A 22401-nucleotide genomic window follows, 5' to 3' on the forward strand; every position below is an offset into this window, starting at 1 on the left:
TTACTCTCGGACCGGGTAAAGGACAGTACGAACAAACCGCTAACTGCGACCTGTAACGGAACAATGTGATTGCCGGAGAGACACTTCATGCCTGTAGAGGTTCAGGAACTCCCTTGCCGGGAAGGCCATATTGGCCTGCTGACACTGAATTCACCCGATACCCTGAATGCATTGACCGAAGAGATGATCATTCAGGCTCAGGAGGCCCTGGATGCCTGGGCCGAGGACGATCGGATCTGCCTGGTGGTACTACGGGGGGCTGGTGACCGCGCATTCTGCGCCGGCGGTAACATCCGTACTCTCTACGATGCCCTGAAAGGCCAAGGCGACGCCGAGGCCCCGGCCCGCTTCTTTACTCGTGAATACCGCCTGGACTTCAGCGTTCACCGTTTTCCAAAACCGGTCATCGGCCTGGCACACGGCATTGTCATGGGGGGTGGGCTGGGCCTGTTATCGGCCTGCCGCTACCGCCTGGTAACCCCGGATGTCACCCTGGCCATGCCCGAGATCAGCATCGGTCTGTTTCCGGATGTCGGTGCCAGCTGGTTCCTTAACCGCCTGCCAGGGCGCCTGGGCCTGTTCATGGGCCTGACCGGAGCGCGGCTCAACGTCAGCGACGCACTTCGGGTGGGCCTGGCCGACCTGGTTATCGAGCCTGAGCAGGCTAGCGCCCTGCTCTCTCGGCTACAGGACGAACGCTGGACAGGTGAAGCGGCGGCAGACGACAACCGTCTGTTCCGCCTGCTCAGTCAGATTGAAGCGCTGGACTATCGCAGTCTGGCGGCCGGCCACCTGGAGCAGCACGAACAGACCATTGCGCGCCTGAGTGCTGGCGATGAGCTGCCAGCCGTGGTGGACCAACTGCTGTCTGCCCGCAATGAAGACCCCTGGTGGCAAGCCTGTCAGCAAACCCTCCGGCAGGGTTCACCGGTCACTGCCTGGCTGGTTTGGCACCAACTGCAAAAAGGTCAGCAGATGTCGCTGAAGGACATCTTCCGAATGGAGCTGGCCATGGCACAGGAGTGCACGCGCCGCCCCGATCTGGTGGAAGGCATTCGCGCGCTGCTGGTCGATAAAGACCGGTCGCCGGTGTGGTCCTACCCGTCGGTAGCGGATGTGCCTGAGGACGTTATCGAGCGGCACTTTCAGCCGGTGTGGGATGATACCGACGACCCGATGGGCCTGGACTAACCCGGCCCGGCTACCGCGCAGCGCCCGCCTGGACCAGCAACATTTCCAGGTCCTGGTTGTTACTGGCCCGGGCCAGGTCCAGGGCGGTGCGACCATCGGCGCTCCGGAAGTGGACATCGGCCCCAGCCGCCAGCAGCATTTCGGCGGTCAGCAAGTCGCCGCTTTCCACCACTTTCATCAACAGGGATTGCCCGTCCTGACTGACATTCACATTGGCTCCGGCCGCCAGCAAGGCCCTGACCACCGCCAGGTGGCCGTTTTCCGCCGCGTGAATAACGGCAGTATAACCACGGGCATCCCGGGCATTCACATCTGCACCCGCCGCCAGAAGCAGGCGCACAATCCGGCGATTACCGTTAGTTGAGGCCACCATCAGCGGGCTTTCCCCGGCATCAGCCTGAACATTCGGACTGACTCCCTGCGACAGCAGGTTGAGCACTGCCCGGTCTTCATCGGCCTTGACCGCTGCCATTAGCTGGCCCGGATCTCCGGGATTGTCGGCTGCACCTTTTCCGGCGCCCGTTGACGCGCAGCCAGACAGCAACGCTAATGTGACGGTGACGAATAGAAGAACAACCTTGCCTGCTTCCCTGGCCATAATGAGCAATCTCTTGTGTGATTTTTGCAGCTATTCTGAGCAGCCGATGGCAAGAATTAAATCGAACCGTTCACAACTCGGGCCCGTTTTGCAGAAGTTGACAGGCCAACCCCCGGAGCCGCTGCTCACCATCCCGCTGACCGCTGCACAGTAACGCAGCCTGCAGTGCTGCCCACGACCAACCCTGAAGCACCGCCCGGCACCACAACGGAAAGTCCGGTTGCTGGCAAAGCCAGGCCATCACTCCCGGGGCGGCGCTTACCGCTTGCAGCATCGGCAAGCTCAGCTCGAACCCGCGATAACCATGGGCAAAACTGTTCAGGTCACGCCGGTCGTTGTTATCCGGGCCGGTGTCTGGCGGCAAGTCTGCGCCCAGGGTGCCCATCAGTACCGGCTCAAGCTGGGACCAGTGGCGAGGAACCAACACTTGCCAGTGGCGGGCAAACCGGGTTCTCAGTTGCGTTTCCAGACTGGCTCCGGCATCGGACAGGCCGCGCATCATCTGCACCGGAAACTCGCCGGTGCTCGCTTCCTGGCGCAAACCCAGACGAACCACCCGAAAATCACAAGCCTGCCAGAATCTGACCAACGGGTCGTTGCCACCAAAGCTGGTACCGATCGCGTCCAGGCCCTGCCCGCGGCAAGCCGCGGCGGCAGCATCCACCAGTTGGCGACCTATCCCCAGATGGCGGGCCTGTTCCACAACTGCAATGCGGACCACTCTCAGGGTTTTCAGGCTGGCCGCTTCCGGAAAGCCACCATGGCTGGCCAGGGATTGTGCCAGCAGGTGGCCCCGCAACCGGCGACGGCCCTGCGCTACCTGCTCGGCCAACCCTGCTTCAATGCCACCTTCCACAGTACCCCAAAGCACACCCACCGTTTGTCCCCGGTACACTGCGCGCCAGGATTGCGCGCCGGGGTCATCCAGCCATTGCCGCAAGTCTGCCGGCGTTGTCCGGTAGTGAGCATCGACCAGCAGACCGAAAGCCTGTGACAGCTCCTGCTCGCTGGCGTCAGCCGGTACCCAGGGCTGAATATCAACGTCAGCGACCTCCGGCACGGGTTCTACCGCACCCTCGGCGGCCAGCAGAAACAGGCTGAACACCAGCTGTTCCAAAGGATCATCACCAGCCCAGCGTACCGGCTGGTGTAACGGGATTCCGCGCCAGTGGGGCGTTTCCCGGTCGAGAATCTCGCGAAACCGGATAGCAAAACCACGCCCGGTGCCTTCATAGCCATGAACCGTGGTGGCAAAAGCCACCCTCGGCCAGCCCAACAGTATGTCGCGTAACCAGTGCGCCGGCAGGCCGGCCGCTTCGTCCACCAGAACCACTTCGGCGGCCGGGCGGGCGGCAAGCAGCTCTGGCACTGGCATGTAGCTCAGGCGGTGGCCTGTACGGCTCACAATTTCCGATTCCGATTGCTCAGCCAGTTCTTCGCCAAGTTCGAGCACTGCGTGCCTGAACAGGGTATCCACGTTATCCCGGGAAGGTGCCGTCACCAGCACCTGCTCGCGACCGGCCAGGAGCAGACGGGCCGCAGCGATGCCCATGGCGGCAGACTTGCCACGGCCCCGGTCGGCGGTGATCACCAGGGGTCGTCGGCGGCGGCCCTGGCCGAACCGCACCAGGTGTTGCAGCAGTTGTTGCTGTTCATCGGTGGTTTGCGGGGTGAAACCGGCAGTATGTGCCGGCAATTCCGGCCAGTTAGCCAAGCCTGAGTCGTCTGCCTGTACCCGGATGATGGAGGCATCGCCACCGATCACCATCGCCAGCCTGGCGGCAAATGGATGCTCTTCGGCTTGATCAAGGCCGGTGCGGACATAATCCGGATCGGCATAGTGACGCCACCGATCCAGGGGCGGCACCAGCCAGAACAGTAACCCTCCGGCCTGCAGCGTGCCTGCCAGTGCCGCAAAGGCATCTGGCGGATTGCCTTGCCAGCCGTCCCAAACCAGCAGGCTGGTTTCCCGGCCCAGCCATTGCTGGTAATGGTTGGCCTGAAGGTGTGGCAGGCCCACGGCTTCGGCGTGTTCGGCCCGGCCAACCCACAAGCTGTGGCTGGTATTCATCCGGGACAGTTGCAGGTGCATCCAGGTGCAGGTGTTTTCCTGCGAGCCCTCTACCAGAATCAGGCGGCGGTGGCCGATGGTTCTGAGCCTGGCTTGCAGGCTTTGCCAGTCTGCGGTCGGATGCTCCCGGCTTGCGTCAGTCATTCAGCTGAGATCCGCGGCATGGGCTTTTAGGTCAGCAAGTTCGCAAGCTTCAAGGGCTCTTTGGTGGGTGGCGCGCAGTTTGACCCGCGGGGCACTGTTGGCTTCGAAGGCTTGTTGCCAGCGGCCGGCGCAGAGGCACCAGCTGTCGCCCGGTTTGAGGCCGGGGAAGCCGAATTCGGGTCTGGGGGTGGAGAGGTCGTTGCCCTGGGCTTTGGAGTAGTCGAGGAAGTCGGCGGTGACGATGGCGCAGACGGTGTGGTTGCCCAGGTCATCGGGGCCGGTGTTGCAGCAGCCGTCACGGTAGAAGCCGGTTTTCGGGGTGTTACCGCAGGTTTCCAGTTTTTCGCCCAGTACGTTTAGCGATTGCTCAGTTTTCATCTTTCCCCATCTCTTCAGGTTTCGGAGTTGGCAAGGTGTTGGGTAAGCCTTTCAAAACACGCTCCTTCGGCCCATCCCTGGGGCGCTTGGGCTCCGCCATCCATGGCTCCGCACAGTTTCGAAAGGCTTACCCAACCCCTTGCATTCAACAGGTGAGTAATATTCCCCATAATCCAATCTTTTAGATTATGGGGGAGCGCTATTCCCGCTACCAGTTGGCCAGTACAATAGCCCGCATGCCTACCAAACCCCAAATCCCGGATACCTCTCACCTGCCCGAGTTTCTCACCGATGAGCAGCGGGCGATTATTACGGCCGGCTATGAGCATGCGGTGATCACTGCCGTGGCGGGCAGTGGCAAGACGTCGACGCTGGCCTGGCGGATTCGGTTTTTGCTGGAGCAGGGCCATGATCCGGACCGGATGCTGGTGTTGATGTTCAATCGCAGTGCCCGAGTGGATTTTGAGCGGAAGCTGCAGGAGGTGTGTGATCGGTCCGGGCTGGCGTTGCCGGAGATTCGGACGTATCACGCCATGGGGCTGCGGCTGTACAAGCGGTTTGTCCGGGAGGGGTATCTGCCCGGGTTTTCGGAGAAGATTCTGACCGAGCAGGAGATCGCGTTTCAGGCGTGGTTGTTGACCCGGCGGCTGGCGCCGGAGGATCTGGCGGATGAGATTCGGCGCAACAAGAAGGAGTTTGTGGAGACGGCCACCGGGTTTATTGATCTGGTGAAGACCGGGTTGTCGCCGGCGGAGGTGGTGTTTGAGGAGTTGGGGTATTCCGATAAGCACCGGTATCTGATCGATTTGTTCCACAGTTTCGAGCAGTGGCGCAAGGGCCAGGGGCGGATCAGTTATGCGGATATGTTGTATGAGCCGGTGATGGCGATTCATCAGAACCCGCCGTTGCAGCGCTTGGTCGGCAACAAGATGGATCTGATCCTGGTGGATGAGTACCAGGATACCAATGAGATTCAGCATCTATTGTTGCGCTACGTGGCCGGTGACCGGGCGCGGGTGACGGTGGTGGGGGATCCGGACCAGACCATTTATGAGTTTCGCGGGGCGAAGCCGGAGTTTATTTTGCGCCGGTTCAGTGATGAGTTTGAGAGCCCGCTGGAGCAGACGCTAAGCTACACCTTCCGGTACGGGCATCAGGTGGCGCTGCTGGCCAATCATCTGATCTGTCACAACACCGGGCGTAAGGATGTGATGTGTCATTCGCATCCGTCCACGCCGGCGACCACCGTGGACCTGCATCGGGCGGAGAATGACGGTGATCAGGTGCTGCGTATTCTGCAGCAGCAGGCGCCGGAGCAGAACAGCCAGACGGCGATTCTGTTCCGGGTGTGGAGTCAGAGTGTACCGATTGAGCTGAAGTTACTGGCCCGGCAGGTGCCTTATCGGATTGACGCCGGCAAGGGGGCGCTGTTCAGTCGCGAGGTGCAGGCGATAACTGCCCTGCTGATGGTGGTCACCGGCCGGCTGAAGTTGCTGCCGGATACCGACCGGTTGGATCTGGCGCGGCTGCTGCTCCGGTTTCCCCATGTGGGCCTGAAAGAGCCTGAACTGGAGAACCTGGCACAGTTCCTGGCGGCGTTTGACGGGGCCTGGCATGAGCGGCTGCTTGCGATGGATTTTGACGCGCTTGCCCCGATGGCGGGCCGCAAACTTCGCAAGCTGGGGGAGGTGCTGGCGCAGCTTGAGCGATACAAGGGGCCGGTGGCCGGGCTGATCAGTGTGTATGCGGAGCACATGGAGCTCTACGAGGGCATTCGCAGCCTGGCGCTGACCCACGACAGTGCCGAGGAGCGCATTGATACGGTACAGGGCTTCCGGGATTACCTGAAGGGCCTGGATTTGACTGCTGAGGGCGCGCTGGATCATCTCAAGGCATTGAAGCAGCAAGCTGGAGAGAAGCAAGATCACGGGGTGCTGCTGTCCACCATCCATCGCACCAAGGGGCTTGAGTGGCCAGTGGTGATTATTCCTGGCCTGCAGGAGAAATACCTGCCCTACAGCCCAAGGCCCCAGGACGATGCCAGGGCACTGTTGGAAAGCGAACGGCGCCTGCTCTACGTGGCCATGACACGAACCCGACAGGCCCTGCATCTGATCACCCGGCCAGCCAGTCAACAACCCCACCTTGAGGGCGACCAGGGTCCCAGCCGGTTTGTGGCCGAGTTGTGCTTTGAGCTGTCCAGGGAACTGGGTGCCGCACTGGAGGGGAACTATCCGACAGGAACAGGGTCACTGAGCCTGAGCGTCCCGCTGACACCGGTCAGCCTGCGTTATGCAGACCGGGAGGGAATTGTCATTGAAGGCCAGACTGCGCCTCAGGCTGATACCACGGAACCAGTTTGGCACCATACGCGTGTTGTCCACGCCATCTTTGGCGCTGGCGACGTGACGTCAGAGGATGAAAGTTCGTTTGAAGTGCGTTTTGCCAATGGCGATACCCTGAACTTCAGCAAGAAGAGCGCTCATCTGTATTTCACGGCGACATCAGATTAAAACGACGCTGTCAGTGAACTGCGTACAATTCCCGACGTACCAACTACTGTCATTTTTTTGTTTTTTTTGGCTTACTGGCCTAAATTCCGAGTAATACAGGTGTTTTTCGGAGTTTTCATTCCTGAGAGAACTGCAGGAAATAACAACTAAACAGGAGGTTCTGCATGAAGATCATGCGCCCGGTCGCTCTGGCCGCCCTTACAGCATCCCTTGCCACTCCCGCTCTGGCCGACCGCCAGGAAACCATTTACCTGAACCCGTTCGCCGGCTTCCAACTGTTTGATGACAAACGGGATCTGAGCGAAACCGGCACCTTTGGTGTTGGTGTTGAGTACCGCTTCCTGCCGCGCTGGTCTGTTGAAGCTGTGTATTCCCGGGCTAACGCCGATCGCAAATACGTGCCGGGAGAATCTGACTTTCAGGAACTGAGAATTGACGGCACCTACTATTTCGCGGGGCCGGATGCGGCCTGGAACCCGTATGTATCACTGGGTGCCGGCCATGCAGAATTTGGTGTGGGTGATACCATTTCTTACACCACTGCAGGCACCGATCACGAAGAAACCCGGGTCAATGTTGGCGTGGGCTTCCGCTACAACGTCAGCAACGGCATTTCCATCCGTGGTGATCTCCGCGAGTTCCACGGTATTGACGAAAGCACCTTTGACACCATGGCCTCACTTGGCCTGAGCTGGGCCTTCACCCGCACTGTTGCTTCCTCGAAGCCCGCTCCTGCCCCTGAACCCGCGCCAGCACCGGCTCCTGCAGATTCAGACGGTGATGGTGTGCCCGATAACCGCGATCAGTGCCCGAACACGCCAGCCGGTGTTCAGGTAGACAGCCGGGGCTGCCCGGTGGACAGCGACGGTGACGGCGTGCCGGATTACCGCGACGAATGCCCGAATACCGCTGCCGGTGCCACCGTTGACGAGCGCGGCTGCGAAGGTGTGACTGAAACCGTGGAAACCATTGAGCTGCGGGTTCAGTTCCCCACGAACAGCTCCGTGATTGATGCCACGTTCGATAACGAAATCCGTCGCGTGGCGGACTTCATGGCCGAGTACCCGGAAACCACCGTGGAAATCGCGGGTCACTCCGACAGCATTGGTGACGCCGAGTACAACCGCTTCCTGTCCCAGCGTCGTGCCGAGGCCGTTGCTAACCGGCTGACCACGGTTCTGGGCGTTGACCCGGATCGCGTAAGCGCCATGGGTTATGGCGAAGCCGAGCCGATTGCCAGCAACGACACGGCCGCTGGCCGTGCCCAGAACCGCCGTGTTGAAGCACGCATTCAGGTTAGTCGCTAAGACCAACACATAAGGTAATGAGCAAACAAGGCGCCCTCTGGCGCCTTGTTTGTTTCCGGGCCAACGCTCTTCAGAAAAACATCAGTCCGATACCCTGACCGCATCCAGCAACAGGTTGCGCGGAGTCAGTGAGCGCTCACAGAAGGCCCCCAGCCGCACCCGATAGCCCTGCTCCTCAAGAAACACCGCATAATCGAACACCAGCCAGAGCTCCAGCGGCCGCCGGAACAGGTGCCGCAGCAGTTCGTGCCGGCGTACCTGCTGGAACCGGCGCTCTCCTTCCGCCAGCCAGTGCTGCCAGTCCAGATTTTCCGGCAGCTCCAGGCGCTTTTTATCGGCCGCCCAGGCACAGAAGGTTCTGAAATCACCCGCATTCAAACGCCCGGGATGGGATGGTACTGGAAGGTAGCTATCAACGCTGCGAAGGTGCCGCTGAAGAGCATCAAAGCCCAGACGCCAGATACTGATTTGCCTGGTTTGCTCGCGCACCCTGGCCGGCGCCGTAACAGTCTCCTGAACGGCCAGTCGCAGGCCATTTCGGTCGAGCGTGACCGCACCGGTGTGTTGCGATGCCTGATCAGACATCAACCGGTAGTTTTCATGATCCGTCAGATGATAACAGCAGGGGGAAAAGCTCAGGCGCGGCGTCTGTTCCGCGCTGCCTCGGCGAATCAGTTGGCGGTGCAGGTCTCCGCAGGCATGCAAGGCAACACCATGAACCTTGCCGGGCCAGGTCAGGGTTTCAGCCATGACATCCTGATGGCGCAGGGTGACAGGATCCTGGTAATGCTGCGCGAGGCGATTGCCATCCGCCACCAGTTCCGGATTCCATTCAAACCCCAGCACCGAAGGCGCTCCTTGCCCAACCAGAGTGCGGGCCAGATGGCCCTTGCCGCAGCACCAGTCCAGTACCGGCCCAGTCAATGGCCGCACCGATGCTGAAAAGGCGCCCGCCTGCTCGCGCTTGCGCCCCGGCATATCCACCGCAGCCACTTCGGCCAGCGCCGCCGCCCGGCTTTCTTCCGTTGTGCTCAGCGCGGGCACTGCAATCAAGTCAGGGTAACCGGCGAGGTCCGGGACGAAACGGGCGACGTTCTGCGAGAGCTCCGCCAGATTCTCTTCCAGATACTCACAGGCATGGTCATCCAGCGCTTCCAGCCAGCCCACCAGTTCCGGATAATCCCGGGTCCACGCCGGCGCGGGCTCCATGAAAGGAATCGGACGCCAGAGGGGTTGATGCCGGGCAAGCCAGTCGTTCACGGCCTGCCAGCGGTTGTAAAAAGTCACGGGCGACTGGTGTACACTCGCCGCCGGAGGTAACGTCATGAAACTGGCCTTTGTACTGGTTGAACCAAAAGTTCCGGAGAACGTCGGCGCGGCTGCCCGGGCCCTGTGCACCATGGGCTTTTCCGAGCTGTGGCTGGTCAATTCCGACCTGCACACCCGGCCGGAAGCCCACTGGCTGGCGCATGGCAGTGATCACATTCTCGACAATGCGCGCATTTTCCCTGATCTGGCCGCGGTAAGAAACTCCGCGGATCTGCTGATGGGCACCTCGGCCAAGCCCCGGCATAACCGGCAGGACTGGCACGAGCCCGCCGCACTTCGCACGGTGATCTCTAACAAGGGGGACACAGCAGCCACGGCTGCCCTGGTATTCGGGCGGGAAGACCGGGGCCTGGCCAACGAGGAGCTGGCCCTGTGCGATCTGCTGACCGGCTTCCCGATGGCGGTGACCTATCCCTCCCTGAACCTGGCCCAGGCGGTGATGCTTTACGCCTGGGAGCTGTCCGGGCTGCAAAAAACCAGTGAACAGTCGGAAACTGCGGCCAGCACATCAGGACTGGCGGCACTGCGCTCGCGGCTGGAGGGCCTGTTGCCAGAACTGGACGCTCCGGCGGACGAAAAGCTGTCCCAGTGGGTGTTCGAAAAACTGCCGCTGCTGTCTGACCGGGATATCGGCTTCGTTCACACCCTGTGCGGCAATATCGAGCGCAAACTCTGACGCTATTCCGAAAAGCGTCCGGGCCGGAAGGGGTCCAGTACCACTGCCGGCTCTTCACCATCGATTACCTGCGCAATCACGTCTGCACTGCCGGCAGACAGGGTCCAGCCGAATGTGCCGTGGCCGGTATTCAGAAACAGGTTGTCCCTGGGGCCTTTGCCGATGATGGCTGGGCCATCCGGCGTCATCGGGCGGAACCCGGTCCACGTCTCTGCTGCCGCCAGGTCCGCACACCCCGGAAAACGGGATTCAACGGACCGTTTGATGGTTTCAATCCGCGCTTGCGGAATGTCCCGGTTGAAGTCCGCCAGCTCGACAAATCCGGTTGCCCGCAACCGGTCGCCCAGGCGGGTAGACACCACCTTGAAGTTGTCATCGTGAATCGTACTGACCGGCCCCTTGGCCGCATCATGCAGGGGTACGGTGATGCTGTAACCCTTGATCGGATAGATTGGCAAACGCAGCCCCAGTGGCTTTACCAGTTGCGGTGACCAGCAACCAGCGCAGACTACAAAGGCGTCTGCCTCCAGGGTTTCCAGCCGGCCGTCCGCGTTGGTCAGTTGCACCGCGTTTACCCGAGTTTCGTCGGCAACCAGCCGCTCCACTTTCACGTCGTATCGAAAGTTTGCGCCCAGTTGCTCACACACCCTTGCCAGTGAGCGGGAAAACAGATGGCAGTCGCCCGTGCCATCCGTGTCGTAGCTGATGGCACCGTACAGGGGGCCATCACCGGTCATGCCCGGTTCCGTTTCCCTGACCTGTACAGGCGTCAATAGCCGGGAGGCAATACCCATGTCATTCAGCAGTTCGTGAATAGCCCGGTAGTCATCCATGGCCTCCGGCTTGCTGGCCAGGTGCAGCAGCCCCCGATGCTGGCCGTCGAAGGCCAGATCGTGTTCCTGCTCAAGGGCCAGGAAGCGCTCCCGACTGTGCATGCCCAGGCGCAACATGGCCCGTTTGTTCAATCCGAACAGACCCGGCGACCAGGCATAACGAAGTGTGGCGAACATGAACCGCATGGCATCCAGTGACGGCGGCACTTTCAGTTTCAATGGGCCGGATTTCTGCAGAATCCAGGGCAAGGCCTTGAACACCATCGAGGGGTCTGCCCAGGGATAGACCACACCATAGGATCGCTGGGCCGCGTTGCCTTTGCTGGTCTCGTTACCGGCCAGCGGATGGCGCTCCAGCACCGTTACCTGGTGGCCACGGCGCAGCAGCTCACGAGCCGTGGTAACGCCGACCACACCACCGCCTACAACCACGATATGCATAACTCGCCTCCGTTACTCCACGCCATTCTCAGCCAGCAGGGTCCGATACTCTTCCAGTACATCCGGATGCTCCTCCGGATAATCCGGTGCCAGCTGCTTCAAAACTTCGGCCACCAGGGCTGCGACAACGGCCCGAGCCTCGGATTTGCGATCTCCGGGCACAATAAACCAGGGAGCCTCATTGGAATGGGTGGCTGCCAGCGCTTCCTCCGCATACGCCTGGTATTTGTCTCGCAGTTTCCAGCCCTCGATATCGGAGCGGTCAAACTTCCACCGTTTACGAGGCTTGTCCAGGCGCTTTAGCAACCTTCGCTTGTGTTCGTCTTCGGACAGGTTCAGCCAGACCTTCACCACACAGGTACCCTCACTGACCAGGTGCTGCTCGAAATCCCGAATCGCCCGGTACCGGGCTTGCCAGTCGTAGGTTTCCTCAGCCCGCACAGGCCAAACCCGTTCCGCAATCACCGCTTCGTGGTGGCTTCGGTTGAAGGCGACCATCTGCCCGTAGGCCGGCAACAAAGGGGTGACACGCCAAAGGAAATCATGGGCGGATTCTGTTGCTGTGGGCCGGCTGAACGACCAGGCATGAAAGCCGGCCGGGTCAGCATAGGTAGCAAGGGTTCGAATCAGGCTGTCTTTGCCACTGGTATCCGGGCCATGTATCACCAGCAACAGGGCTTTCCGACCATTGGCCCAAAGCCGGCGCTGGTACTCGCCGATATCTTCCAGGCTCGCCTCCAGTGCCGGTAGTTTTTCATCGTCATCCAGCAGACTGGGGTATCGACCCAGCGCCGGCTTTTTCGGGTCCAGAAACCATGTTCGTGCGAACGCCGTATACTCCATCAAGGAAACTCCCTATCAGCACGATGCAATGCAACAATCACCCAAGGTGATAAACTGGCGTGATTCAATTCTCAGAATAGCAGCCAAGCGACGGCTGTGATGGAGCATAGACCCCAGGCATGAGTAAGAAACGTCGTGAGATTCCCGTATTTGATCACCCGATCATCGAGACCCATTGCCATCTGGATTACCTCAAGGATCGGCCGCTGGCCGAGACCCTGGAACAGAGCCGCAAGGTGAACATCGAACGGGTGATCACCATTGCCGTGTCGCCGGACAACCTGGCTGCTGTGCGTGAACTAAGCCAGCTTGAGCCCTGGGTGTACGGCACCCAGGGCATTCACCCCCACGAAGCGGAAAGCTATTCCGATGAAGTGGAGGCGGAAATCCGCGAACACGCCCGGGACGACAAAATCGTCGCCATTGGCGAGATCGGTCTGGATTACTACTACGACAATGCCGACCGGGGCGTGCAACGGGAGGTATTCCGTCGCCAGCTGCAGATTGCCTGCGACAATGATCGCCCCGTTGTGATTCACAGCCGCGACGCAGACGACGACACCATTGCCATCTTGCAGGAGTTTGAGCAGACCCTGACCCGCCGGGGCGTGATTCACAGCTTTACCTCCGGCCCCGGGCTGGCCCGTTATGCGCTGGATCAGGGCTGGTGCCTGGGCTTCAACGGCATCACCAGCTTCAACAAGGCGGAAAACGTTCGGGATATCGTGCGCATGGCCCCGATCGAGCAGATTCTGCTGGAAACCGACGCACCCTTCCTGACGCCGGTACCCTACCGTGGCCGGGAAAACGCCCCGTTCTATCTGCCGTTTGTTGCCGAGAAAATCGCCGAGGTGAAGGATCTCCCCCTCGACCAGGTCTTAACCCAGACCTACCAGAACAGCCTGAGGACGTTCTTCCCACAACCATGATCAAACGCATTCCCATCGCTGCGTTGAAGGTCGGCATGTACATTTCCGACCTGAATAACGACTGGATTCCCCATAACACCCAACGCAAGAAAGGGGTGATCAAGCGGGAAGAGACCATCGAGAAAATCCGCAGGATGGGGGTCCAATACGTCTATATCGACGTTGAGAAAGGGCTGGACTCCCAGGACGCTGAGACCGCCCAGGAAGTGGACCGGCGCAATGAACAGGCCCTGCAGAATGCAGGTGAACAGCGCCCGGGCATCCAGCACAAGGTTGCCCTGACTGAAGAGATTGTCATCGCCCAGCGGATTCACAGCCAGGCCCAAGGCCTGGTAGGCAGTTTCATGAACAACGTCAAAATGGGTGCCGCCATTGATATCGCGCCCATTCACCAACTGGCCGACGAACTGCAAAACTCCGTTCTGAGAAACGCCAACGCCCTGAGTTGCCTTGGCCGCATCCGCGAGAAAGACAACTACCTGTTGGAACACTCCGTTAACCTCAGTGTGCTGATGTCGCTGTTCGGCAACTACCGTAACCTGCCGGCAGACGTACTGCATCAAACCGTGGTGGGCGCCCTGCTCCACGACCTTGGCAAGATCCTCACCCCAGATGACATCCTGCATAAACCCGGCCGCCTGACGGCGGAAGAATTTGAGGTGATGAAACTGCACGCCCGGCACTCCAGGGACATTCTTGCCAGCACCGAAGGCATCGGCGAAATCGCCGTGATTACCGCTGCTCAGCACCATGAGAAACTGGATGGCAGTGGTTACCCGGAGGGTCTCAAGGGCGAAGAAATCACCGAATACGGGCGTATGGTAGCGATCACCGATGTTTACGACGCCATCACTTCCGACCGGGTGTATCACAAGGGTATGACGCCGTCCCAGGGGCTGAAAAAACTGCTCGAATGGAGTGGAGACCATCTGGACCCGGAACTGGTGAAACAGTTTATCCGCTGCATCGGCCTGTACCCGGTGGGCTCGCTGGTGCTGCTTGAGAGTGGACGGCTCGGGGTGGTGGTGGAAACCAACGATCAGGATCAGCGCCTGCCCGTGGTAAGGGTGATGTACCACACCCGGTTTCGACTACCGATTACAGTGGAAACCATCGATCTATCCCGCGCCGGCAATCAGGACCGGATTATCCGGGCGGTGGACCCGGAAGACTACAAACTGGATGTGCGCAAATTCCTGGCCTGAGGCATCGTGCCAGCCAACCTCTGCTACACTCGCCACTAATCCGCAAACCACAACGACAACCGAACCATGATCTCATCCGTGTTCCAGATTCTCGGTGGCCTGGCGCTGTTCATGCTGGCCATGGAAATGATGACCACCGGCCTGAAGAACGCCGCTGGCCACCAGTTACGACACCTGTTAGGTACCTGGACCAGGACACCCCTGCGGGGCCTGATGGCCGGCTTTGCCATCACCGGTATTGTGCAGCATTCCGGGGCGGTTACCGTTGCCACCATTGGCTTTGTCAACGCGGGCCTGCTGACCCTGGCTCAGTCTCTCGGGGTCATTTTCGGTTCCAACATAGGCACCACCATGACCGCCTGGCTGGTCAGCCTGGTGGGGTTCGGGTTCAAGATCGAAGCCCTGGCGCTGCCGCTGCTGGCCGCCGGTGTCGGCTTCAAGATGATCAGCCGCAATCAGCGGAACCAGTTCCTGGGGGAGGCGCTGGCGGGCTTTGCGCTGTTTTTCCTCGGCCTGTCGATTCTCAAGACCGCACTGGAATCCCTGGCCGGAGGCTTTACCGACGGCGGTATTATCAGCCCGGATTATGGCCTGTTTACGTTTCTGGTCATCGGGTTTCTGGCCACGGTTCTGACGCAATCCTCCAGCGCCGCCCTGGCCATTGTTCTGACCGCTGCAGCCGGTGGCTTGATCGGTCTCGACAATGCGGCAGCAGCGGTGATCGGCGCCAACCTGGGCTCCACTTCTACGGCTGCCCTGTCGGCCCTCAAAGCCACCGCCAATGCCCGCCGGCTGGCGATTGGCCATATCCTGTTCAACGTGTTTACCGGCGCCATCGCCCTGATAATCCTGCCGGTGATGCTGTGGACCGTGGCGATGCTGACCGACTGGCTGAACCTGGAAGCCAACCCCGCTGTGTCTCTGGCGCTGTTCCACACCCTGTTCAATGTGCTGGGGGCGGCCATTATGCTGCCATTTACCAAACCCTTTGCCCGGTTTCTGGGCCGGATGTTCCGGAGCAAGGAGGAAGATAACGCCGTGCCCCGTTATCTGGACGATACCCTGATCACCACGCCAGAACTGGCGATCGGGGCGGTGGACCAGGAAATGAAACGACTGATCGGCCATAGCCGGGGCCTGCTGAGGGTGTGTCTTGATCGGGAGAGCCTGACCGAAGCCGATATCCGGCCGAAAGCCGATGCCATCCGCAACCTGAACCGGGCGATCACTGACTATATCGGCCGGTTGAGGGCGGAAAAAATGCACCCGTCTGTGGTGGATGCCCTGACCATCAGCATCCGCACCTGCCGCTACCTGGCCGAAGCCACTGATCTGACCACCCGGCTATTGCAGCTGCGGCAGCTAAGCCAGCGAACAGAGTTTGCCGAGCAAGCTGAGACACTGGAGCATTATCTGGATACCATCCGGGAGCTGGTCGCATCAGAAGGCCCGGCTGAGGCGTTGCTTGCCGAGGCAGAGGGCACTTACCACCGGTTGAAAAACGCGATGTTGCAGATGATGGTACGGCGGGATTTCAGCACCGCTCTGGGGGACCAGGCTCTGGATACCCTGAGTTCTGTACGGCGGCTCAATGACCAGTGGAGCAAGGCCCTGAAATGGCAACCGGCCACCCATTTGCTCAATGGCGCCCAGCATCAGCTGCTGGAGTCGGAAAACCTGCAGTAGCGGTTTTTGCCCTCCCGTTTGGCGCGATACATGGCCTGGTCTGCCTGGCGTAACAGCTGGTCGCCATCCAGCTCCGCGTTTTGTGGGTAAACGGTGTAACCCAGACTGGCAGATACTTCAACGCTGTGGTCTGCCACCCACACGGGATCGCCAATTTTTGTCAATATGCGCACCAGCAACGCCTCCAGGGTTTGCTGGTCGGCGACGTTCACCACAATGGCGGCAAATTCATCCCCCCCCAACCGGGCCAGCGTATCTTCCTCGCGCAGGGTTGAACGCATGCGGCGGGCAACTTCCACCAACAAACCATCCCCTGCGTCGTGCCCGAAGGCATCGTTGATGGGTTTGAAATGATCCAGATCGATGTAAATCACCGCCAACTGATAGTTCTGCCGGCGGGCCTGGGCCATGGATTGCTGCAGACGGTCCGAGAACAGCACCCGATTCGGCAAGCCGGTCAGTGAATCATAGTGCGCCATGGTGCGCAGCTGTTTCTCGGTTTCCTTGAGTTGGGTGACATCACTGAACACCCCGACAAAATGGCTGAGCTGGCCCTGCTCATCGAACACGCTGCTCAGGGTAAGGCTGATTACAATGGCGTGACCATCCCGGTGCCTGCTGGCAAATTCACCGGTCCAGACGCCGTGCTTACGCGCCGCAATCAGGATGGCACTGCCTTCGTCCATGGGCATTGGTGGCAGGCTGCCCACCGCTACCTTGTGGTCCCGCCCGGTAATCAGTGAGTAGGCTTCGTTGATATCCATGACAACACCGTGGGCATCGGTGATAAAAATAGCTTCACGGGCATTCTCAAACACTCGCAGGGCCAGTCGCTGGCGCTCTTCGGCATACTTACGGCGGGTAATGTCGTACCAGGAACAGAGAATGGACGGGCTCTCCTGATCGTGTTCATAGACCGGCGCCAGGGTCATATCCACCCAGACATCGGAACCGTCCGAACGCACGAACAGCCACTCGGACTGTGCCACTTCGCCGGTCGCTACCCGCCTGATCAGTGCATCCGCTTTTTGCAGGGAAGGTGTACCGTCCGGCTGCGCATGGGGAGAGAAAGTGGGCAAGCCCTTGCCTAACAGCGATGCCTCGGAGGTGTAACCCACCAGATCCACGGCGGCCCGGTTGCAATTGATCAGTTCCCCGTTACGGATCATCAGCATCGGCTGGGGCCAGCTGCCAATGAGCTCACGCTGGCGCCGTTCCTCGGTAGCCAGCTGGCGCTTCTTGCGGCTGAGCCAGAGGCTGGTGACCACGAGCATCACAAAGAGAACCGCAACCGTCAGCACCCAGATCCGGTACTGGTTCAGCACATCCACCCAGGTGACTCTTGGCACCTGGTCATAGGGCGCCATTCTCAGAGTTCGGGCCAGGTCTTCGACCGACTGGTAGTCTGCGGGGGGTGAAAACCCCGCCAGGCCCGCCGCCCGGGCAGCGGGATGATCAGGTTGCAGAGCAAACAGGGCAGACGCCACCTGACGCACAATCTGACTATCGACATGGGGCAACGATACCAGCGGCCACTCAGGGTAGAGGCGGGTAGATACCGCAAACGGAAAGCCGGCCAGCGACTGGACATGAATCATTTTCAGCTCGTCTGCCAACGCCGGATTTTCCCGGATGAGTTCCTCGTATACGCCGGTCCGGACAAACCCAACATCGGTATCGCCGGTCAATACCGCTCGAATGACTCGGTCGTGATTACCCAGATGCACCATCCGGTTGTGGCGGAGAATGTCCACACCCGCATCCCTCAGCTCCAGCGCCGCTGCCTGAAAGCCACCGAGGTAATGAATACCCGGGGTAGCTATGCTTTTGCCTCTGAGGTCTGCCAGGCGATCGATGTCACTGCGTTCGGCGCGGGTAAGGATAAGGCCACCAATACTGCCAGTGGAACGGCCTTGCCACTCCCGTTGCAGGGTGGCAAGCACCCCGGTCAGGCTGCGCTCGCTGCGGATCATCAGGAAGTGACTGGGGTTGGTCAGAAAGAAATCCACCCGATTCGAGGCCAGCGCCCGGTTCATGTCATCCTGATTGAACACCCTCAGCCGCACCTCCAGTCCGGTTTCCTGGCTCAAATACTCGGCCAGCAGGCTATAACGTTCCTGGATCACCGGCTCTGGCCGGTAAGACAGAACCCCCAGAGTGACTGAACTCTTCGCCACGGCCAGCGGTGCCCAGAGCCCTGCCAACAGGCCAAGCACCAGAATAAGCGTGCAGGAACACCGCCGGTTCATGACAAACTCCGGGGCAGGAACGACGGATCACAAAGGCTTTCGTAAACAGGATGGCTGGCCATCAACCCTTCACGAACCAGGATGTCGGACAGTCGTTTCGCGACCACCTCAATGCGGCCATGGTGCGCCAGGTATCGTTGGTTGGCTGCAAGCTCCGGAAGCATCACCGTGGCCAGGGACCGGCGCACCGAATCCGGCGTTATTCCCTGACGGGTGGCCACTCGATACACTGCATCGTGCATGCTGCGCACCAGGTGATGCTGGCCCCGGAAGTAGCCGTACACCAGATCACGCACCGCACCGGGTTTTCGGCGGGCGGCTGCCTCAGTAACTATCAGGGTATCAAAAATGGTATCGGGCACCTGACTGCTGTCGAATAACCGGGTACCTCCGGCCTGCTCCAGCACCGAGGCGGTCGGCTCGTAGCATACCGACGCTTCAATATCGCCATTTTGCCAGGCGGACAAATGGCGATTCACCGGCAGATCAACCAACGAAACCTGATCGGTGCTCAAGCCGGCACGTTCCAGAATCGAGAACAGCATAATCCCCGAGACGCCACCCAGCTCGACGGCGATAGGCCGGCCCCTGAGCCCGGCAAGACTGGTGATGGAGGGCTTGACCATCAGGACATCGGCGCCGACGGACACGTTGGTAACCGCCACCACGCGCAAGGGGACGCCTTCGGCATAGACCCTTAACGCTTCATCCAGGGTCAGAGTGGCGGCATCCAGCTCGCCGGCCAGCAGGCCTGCCATGGACTCGCTGGCAGCCAGGCCTTTGACCAACTGAACGGAATCAGGCAGCCAGCCGAAGTCTTCCGCCAGGTAGAGCGGTTCGTAACCAATCCAGGGATGAATGCCAGTACGCAACGGCGCGGATCGTGAGCAGCCGGCCAGCCCCAGAGCCGGAATGGCAGCAACAGACAGTTGCAGAAATTGGCGGCGATTCATTCAGGCTCCGGGGCGGCATCAATTATTCGAATACTAATACGTAGCCACTATAGCCGTAAATCTGACCAAAGCATTGCACCGGGTCAATTCCGGATTCTGAATTTAAGCGAATTCTTGCCGCTCAACCCAGAGCCAGGAAGACACCCATCAATACCGGCGACAGAAACGACAGCAAAAACCCCGAGGCAATCGCCACCGGCACACAGGCAAGCCCGCCACTGCTGCGGATGACCGGCAAGGTAAAGTCCATGGCGGTGGCACCACCATAGCCAATGGCCATGGCCGGTCGCGAGCCGATCACCAGCGGAATCAGTGCCAGCGCTATGATCTCCCGCAGTACATCGTTCAGAAAGGCGACCCCACCCCAGGCCGGCCCCAGGGCATCGCCAATCACAATGCCCGAGAGCGAATACCAGCCAAAGCCCGAAGCCAGGGCCAGGGACTGGTGCCAGGGCACATCCAGCCAGGGAATCAGCACAAGGCCGGCCAGCAGAGAACTCAACGCCAGCGCCAGGGCAATACCCAAACCCTGGCGGTTCATCAACAATTTGCGCAACGACAACCCGGCGTTGCGCAACTGCAGGCCAATAAGGAACAACAACAGCATCAGCGCCCAGGTGGCGACATCGTCAACCAACGGCAATTGCGGAAACAGGAAATAGCCTGCCAGAGCACCCGCGACAACCGCCAGTAACGGTTTCAAACCGGCGAGGAACAATCGGCGGTAACTCGGCTTCTCCTGCCCCGCTTCCGCTCCCGTAGACATCGGCTGCCAGCGGTGGAACAACCACAGGCCCACCATGTTGGCCACCAGCAGCACCATGACCAACCCCGCCACCTGAGCAGCCATGGTGCCTAACTGGTCCAGCAGGCCATCCATCTGACCAAGACCAAGACCCAGCAGCGCCAGAATGAAATAGACCAGGGCTTCCACGGTATAGTGTATTACCGTCATCAGACGGCGGTTAGAGAGCGGTATGGCAAAGCCCAGGAACAAAGGCGCCAGAACAAGCAACGCACCGGTCAGCATAAACCCCTCACGGGCAGGTTATTAAACAACGGACGCCGGCCCGGGGGCCGGCATACAGAGAGGATCAATGCAGGTTTTGGCCAGAACGATCCTGCACCAGCACCCAGGGGGCAATCACCACCGCCCAGAGCTCGGCATTGCGATCGTACCAGGCCCGGGCAAGATCGGGCGCCACTTCGCCCACCTGTCCGCCAGCCATCCAGTGCTCGAACTGTGCCTTGTTATCGGCGGTCAGTTCAGCAGCCACGTTCAACAAATCCAGTTCCGGTGTTACCCGGACCACCTGGCCACGGGCGTAGTAGGTTTGCAGCTCATGCCAGTGAATGCGGGAGGTTTCCAGGTTCAGTCGTGCTTTGATTTCGTCAGGGGATTCAGAAGAAGACATAACACCTCAACTAAGCAGCTACTCATTCAGGCGCGCCAGCCTAACGCAAATTGGCCAATCACGCACTCGTCACGGCCTGCGCTTAATCATGCCCCTTGCGTATTTCCTTGCACTATTCGATGAATATCAGCCGCCAGCGTCATCGGGTCAAAGGGTTTGGGAATAACACCGATGGCCCCCAATGCCAGGTATTCTTGAATTTCAGCGCTCTGAATCCGGGCGGTCATGAAAATCACCGGTGTGGATCGTGTCGCGTCCAAAGCCCTTAATCTCCGCATGGTCTCAGGACCGTCCATTCCGGGCATCATCACGTCCAGAAGAATCAGATCCGGCCCGAACTCAGGAGCCACTTCCAGGGCTTGTTGGCCAGAGCTGCAAAGTGCTGTGTTAAAACCTCCCACATCCTGCAATGCCAGCTCTGCAATGGCCCGGATATCCGGATCGTCTTCCACATACAGAACTTTATTCAGCGATGCCTCAGGAACGGACGCCATGGTTCGACTCCTCGGTGGATGGTTTCAGTTCCAGACCAATACGCCGCAAAAGACGCTGACAGTCATCACTGTCTGACTGCCCCCCGGCAATCAATGCGGCGGCCCGCATCACCAGGCGATCTTCACGGGTACTGTCTTTCGGCAAAAAATGCACCGCGCCAATCATATCTCTCAGACTCAGCGGCAGCTTCCAGTGTACTTTCAGGCGATTGCCGTAATCCTGAGACCACTGGCCAATGCACTGCTCTACCTCTGAACCGTTCAGCGAGCCTCCTTCTGCCGTGAACTGATTCAGCACTTTCAGAACAGCCATCTCTCCCAAGCGGCTCAGAAGCCCCGCCTGTTGAAATGAAGAGGGCGACTTCCCCAGCCTGATCGCAAGTTTTTGAGCCTCACGCGACACCTGCAATGCCATGTCGTGGAAAGCTCTGGCCTGAGCCTGCAGGTCCGGATTATCTATCTTACCGGCCACATCCAGTGCCAGCGCCAGGGCCTGATTCAACGCCATGGCCACGCCCATATTGCTGATGGCATCACGGAGGGATTCGACCGGCTTACCCGTGCGCCGAAATGAGCTGCTATTGGCCACATCCAGCAAGCGAGCCGTCAGCGCCACTTCCTCTCGCCATCGTTCTGCCAACTGAGCTGGCGATAGCTCTTGCTGCCTGCCGATAAGGTCCAGAATATCGACCGGATCAATATCCGTCGGCAATTGAACCACCGAATTCAAGGATGCCTTCAAATACTCATCTGCGGAGCCGTGACCAGAATCGCTAGCAGGAACCAGCTTGGTCAGACGTTCGTGCAACAGCTGCACATCCAGGGGCTTGGTGATGTATCCGCTGATACCATGGTGAGCTGCCATGAGTACCGATTCACGATCAGAACGCCCGGAGACCATCACAATGGGTACGTCACGATCACCTACGCGTATTCGCTTGACCAGATCGAGCCCGGAACCGTCTGGCAGCTGCCAGTCAATAAGATACAGCTGGTAACGGCCATCACTGTCTAGCAGTTGTTGGGCCTCGCTCAAAGATCGCGCAAGACTAACGGTAGCCCCTTGATGAATACCCGCGACGACCGTCTCAAGTAGCTCACCCACCAGCTCGTCGTCTTCCAGTATTAATGCTTTCAACAGGCACC

General features: G+C 59.8%; 19 protein-coding genes. 7 read left to right on the forward strand and 12 right to left on the reverse strand.

Annotation, left to right across the window (positions count from 1 at the left end):
* Positions 1-87: 87 nt before the first annotated feature.
* Positions 88-1191: an enoyl-CoA hydratase/isomerase family protein gene (locus tag QUE75_RS18285; protein WP_106694027.1), complete on the forward strand. Its 1104-nt coding sequence runs from the start codon at positions 88-90 to the stop codon at positions 1189-1191.
* 10 nt (positions 1192-1201) lie between these two features.
* Here QUE75_RS18285 and QUE75_RS18290 read toward each other — a convergent pair whose 3' ends face one another.
* The 3 genes from QUE75_RS18290 to QUE75_RS18300 form a co-directional block, all read right to left on the reverse strand.
* The gene (locus tag QUE75_RS18290) at positions 1202-1789 is read right to left on the reverse strand and encodes an ankyrin repeat domain-containing protein (RefSeq protein WP_061330894.1); all 588 of its coding nucleotides are present in this window, start codon (positions 1787-1789) and stop codon (positions 1202-1204) included.
* Positions 1790-1859: 70 nt separating this feature from the next.
* Positions 1860-4004, reverse strand: a complete 2145-nt coding sequence (locus tag QUE75_RS18295; RefSeq protein WP_286252311.1) for a tRNA(Met) cytidine acetyltransferase TmcA — start codon at positions 4002-4004, stop codon at positions 1860-1862.
* Positions 4005-4382 (reverse strand): DUF2237 family protein, encoded by a 378-nt coding sequence (locus tag QUE75_RS18300; protein ID WP_286252313.1) that lies wholly within the window; start codon positions 4380-4382, stop codon positions 4005-4007. It abuts the gene before it with no gap.
* Between the two features lie 188 nt (positions 4383-4570).
* On the opposite strand from QUE75_RS18300, the gene QUE75_RS18305 reads away from it, so the two are divergent.
* Positions 4571-6895, forward strand: coding sequence for an ATP-dependent helicase (locus QUE75_RS18305; RefSeq protein WP_396631673.1), 2325 nt, complete (start codon positions 4571-4573; stop codon positions 6893-6895).
* Positions 6896-7059: 164 nt separating this feature from the next.
* The gene (locus QUE75_RS18310) at positions 7060-8202 is read left to right on the forward strand and encodes an OmpA family protein (RefSeq protein ID WP_061330898.1); all 1143 of its coding nucleotides are present in this window, start codon (positions 7060-7062) and stop codon (positions 8200-8202) included.
* 81 nt (positions 8203-8283) lie between these two features.
* Here the strand turns inward: QUE75_RS18310 and QUE75_RS18315 are convergent, their stop codons facing one another.
* Positions 8284-9528 (reverse strand): methyltransferase, encoded by a 1245-nt coding sequence (locus QUE75_RS18315; RefSeq protein ID WP_286252318.1) that lies wholly within the window; start codon positions 9526-9528, stop codon positions 8284-8286.
* Between QUE75_RS18315 and QUE75_RS18320 the strand changes: the two genes are divergently transcribed.
* Entirely contained in the window at positions 9527-10207 is a 681-nt protein-coding gene (locus tag QUE75_RS18320; protein ID WP_058091586.1) for a tRNA/rRNA methyltransferase, read from the forward strand. The genes QUE75_RS18315 and QUE75_RS18320 overlap by 2 nt on opposite strands.
* Before the next feature lie 2 nt (positions 10208-10209).
* On the opposite strand, the gene QUE75_RS18325 is transcribed toward QUE75_RS18320, so the two are convergent.
* Positions 10210-11481: a D-amino acid dehydrogenase gene (locus tag QUE75_RS18325; RefSeq protein ID WP_286252321.1), complete on the reverse strand. Its 1272-nt coding sequence runs from the start codon at positions 11479-11481 to the stop codon at positions 10210-10212.
* Positions 11482-11493: 12 nt separating this feature from the next.
* Positions 11494-12324, reverse strand: coding sequence for a polyphosphate kinase 2 family protein (locus QUE75_RS18330; protein WP_286252324.1), 831 nt, complete (start codon positions 12322-12324; stop codon positions 11494-11496).
* A gap of 119 nt (positions 12325-12443) precedes the next feature.
* On the opposite strand from QUE75_RS18330, the gene QUE75_RS18335 reads away from it, so the two are divergent.
* The 3 genes from QUE75_RS18335 (at position 12444) to QUE75_RS18345 (ending at position 16144) form a co-directional block, all read left to right on the forward strand.
* Positions 12444-13253 (forward strand): TatD family hydrolase, encoded by an 810-nt coding sequence (locus QUE75_RS18335; RefSeq protein WP_061330902.1) that lies wholly within the window; start codon positions 12444-12446, stop codon positions 13251-13253.
* The gene (locus QUE75_RS18340; protein ID WP_286252328.1) at positions 13250-14458 is read left to right on the forward strand and encodes an HD-GYP domain-containing protein; all 1209 of its coding nucleotides are present in this window, start codon (positions 13250-13252) and stop codon (positions 14456-14458) included. The genes QUE75_RS18335 and QUE75_RS18340 overlap by 4 nt, the downstream gene beginning before the upstream one ends.
* 66 nt (positions 14459-14524) lie before the next feature.
* Positions 14525-16144: a Na/Pi cotransporter family protein gene (locus QUE75_RS18345; protein ID WP_286252329.1), complete on the forward strand. Its 1620-nt coding sequence runs from the start codon at positions 14525-14527 to the stop codon at positions 16142-16144.
* Here the strand turns inward: QUE75_RS18345 and QUE75_RS18350 are convergent.
* The 6 genes from QUE75_RS18350 to QUE75_RS18375 all read right to left on the reverse strand — a co-directional run bounded on the left by QUE75_RS18350 (position 16114) and on the right by QUE75_RS18375 (position 22393).
* Positions 16114-18393 (reverse strand): diguanylate cyclase domain-containing protein, encoded by a 2280-nt coding sequence (locus tag QUE75_RS18350; protein ID WP_286252330.1) that lies wholly within the window; start codon positions 18391-18393, stop codon positions 16114-16116. The two genes, QUE75_RS18345 and QUE75_RS18350, sit on opposite strands and share 31 nt — an antisense overlap.
* Positions 18390-19346, reverse strand: a complete 957-nt coding sequence (locus QUE75_RS18355) for an ABC transporter substrate-binding protein (protein WP_286252331.1) — start codon at positions 19344-19346, stop codon at positions 18390-18392. Before QUE75_RS18355 ends, QUE75_RS18350 begins: the two co-directional genes overlap by 4 nt.
* A 121-nt stretch (positions 19347-19467) precedes the next feature.
* Entirely contained in the window at positions 19468-20376 is a 909-nt protein-coding gene (locus QUE75_RS18360) for a lysine exporter LysO family protein (RefSeq protein ID WP_286252332.1), read from the reverse strand.
* A 64-nt stretch (positions 20377-20440) separates the two neighbouring features.
* The gene (locus QUE75_RS18365) at positions 20441-20761 is read right to left on the reverse strand and encodes a DUF2288 domain-containing protein (protein WP_286252333.1); all 321 of its coding nucleotides are present in this window, start codon (positions 20759-20761) and stop codon (positions 20441-20443) included.
* A gap of 86 nt (positions 20762-20847) precedes the next feature.
* Positions 20848-21255 carry a response regulator gene (locus tag QUE75_RS18370; protein WP_286252334.1) on the reverse strand — a complete coding sequence of 136 codons (408 nt, stop codon included), beginning with the start codon at positions 21253-21255 and terminating at the stop codon, positions 20848-20850.
* A complete protein-coding gene (locus QUE75_RS18375; protein WP_286252335.1) occupies positions 21239-22393 on the reverse strand; it encodes an HDOD domain-containing protein in 1155 nt (384 codons plus the stop codon). Before QUE75_RS18375 ends, QUE75_RS18370 begins: the two co-directional genes overlap by 17 nt.
* Positions 22394-22401 lie beyond the last annotated feature (8 nt).

Origin of the sequence: Marinobacter shengliensis, assembly GCF_030297115.1 — a bacterium.
Classification (GTDB): Bacteria; Pseudomonadota; Gammaproteobacteria; order Pseudomonadales; family Oleiphilaceae; genus Marinobacter; species Marinobacter shengliensis.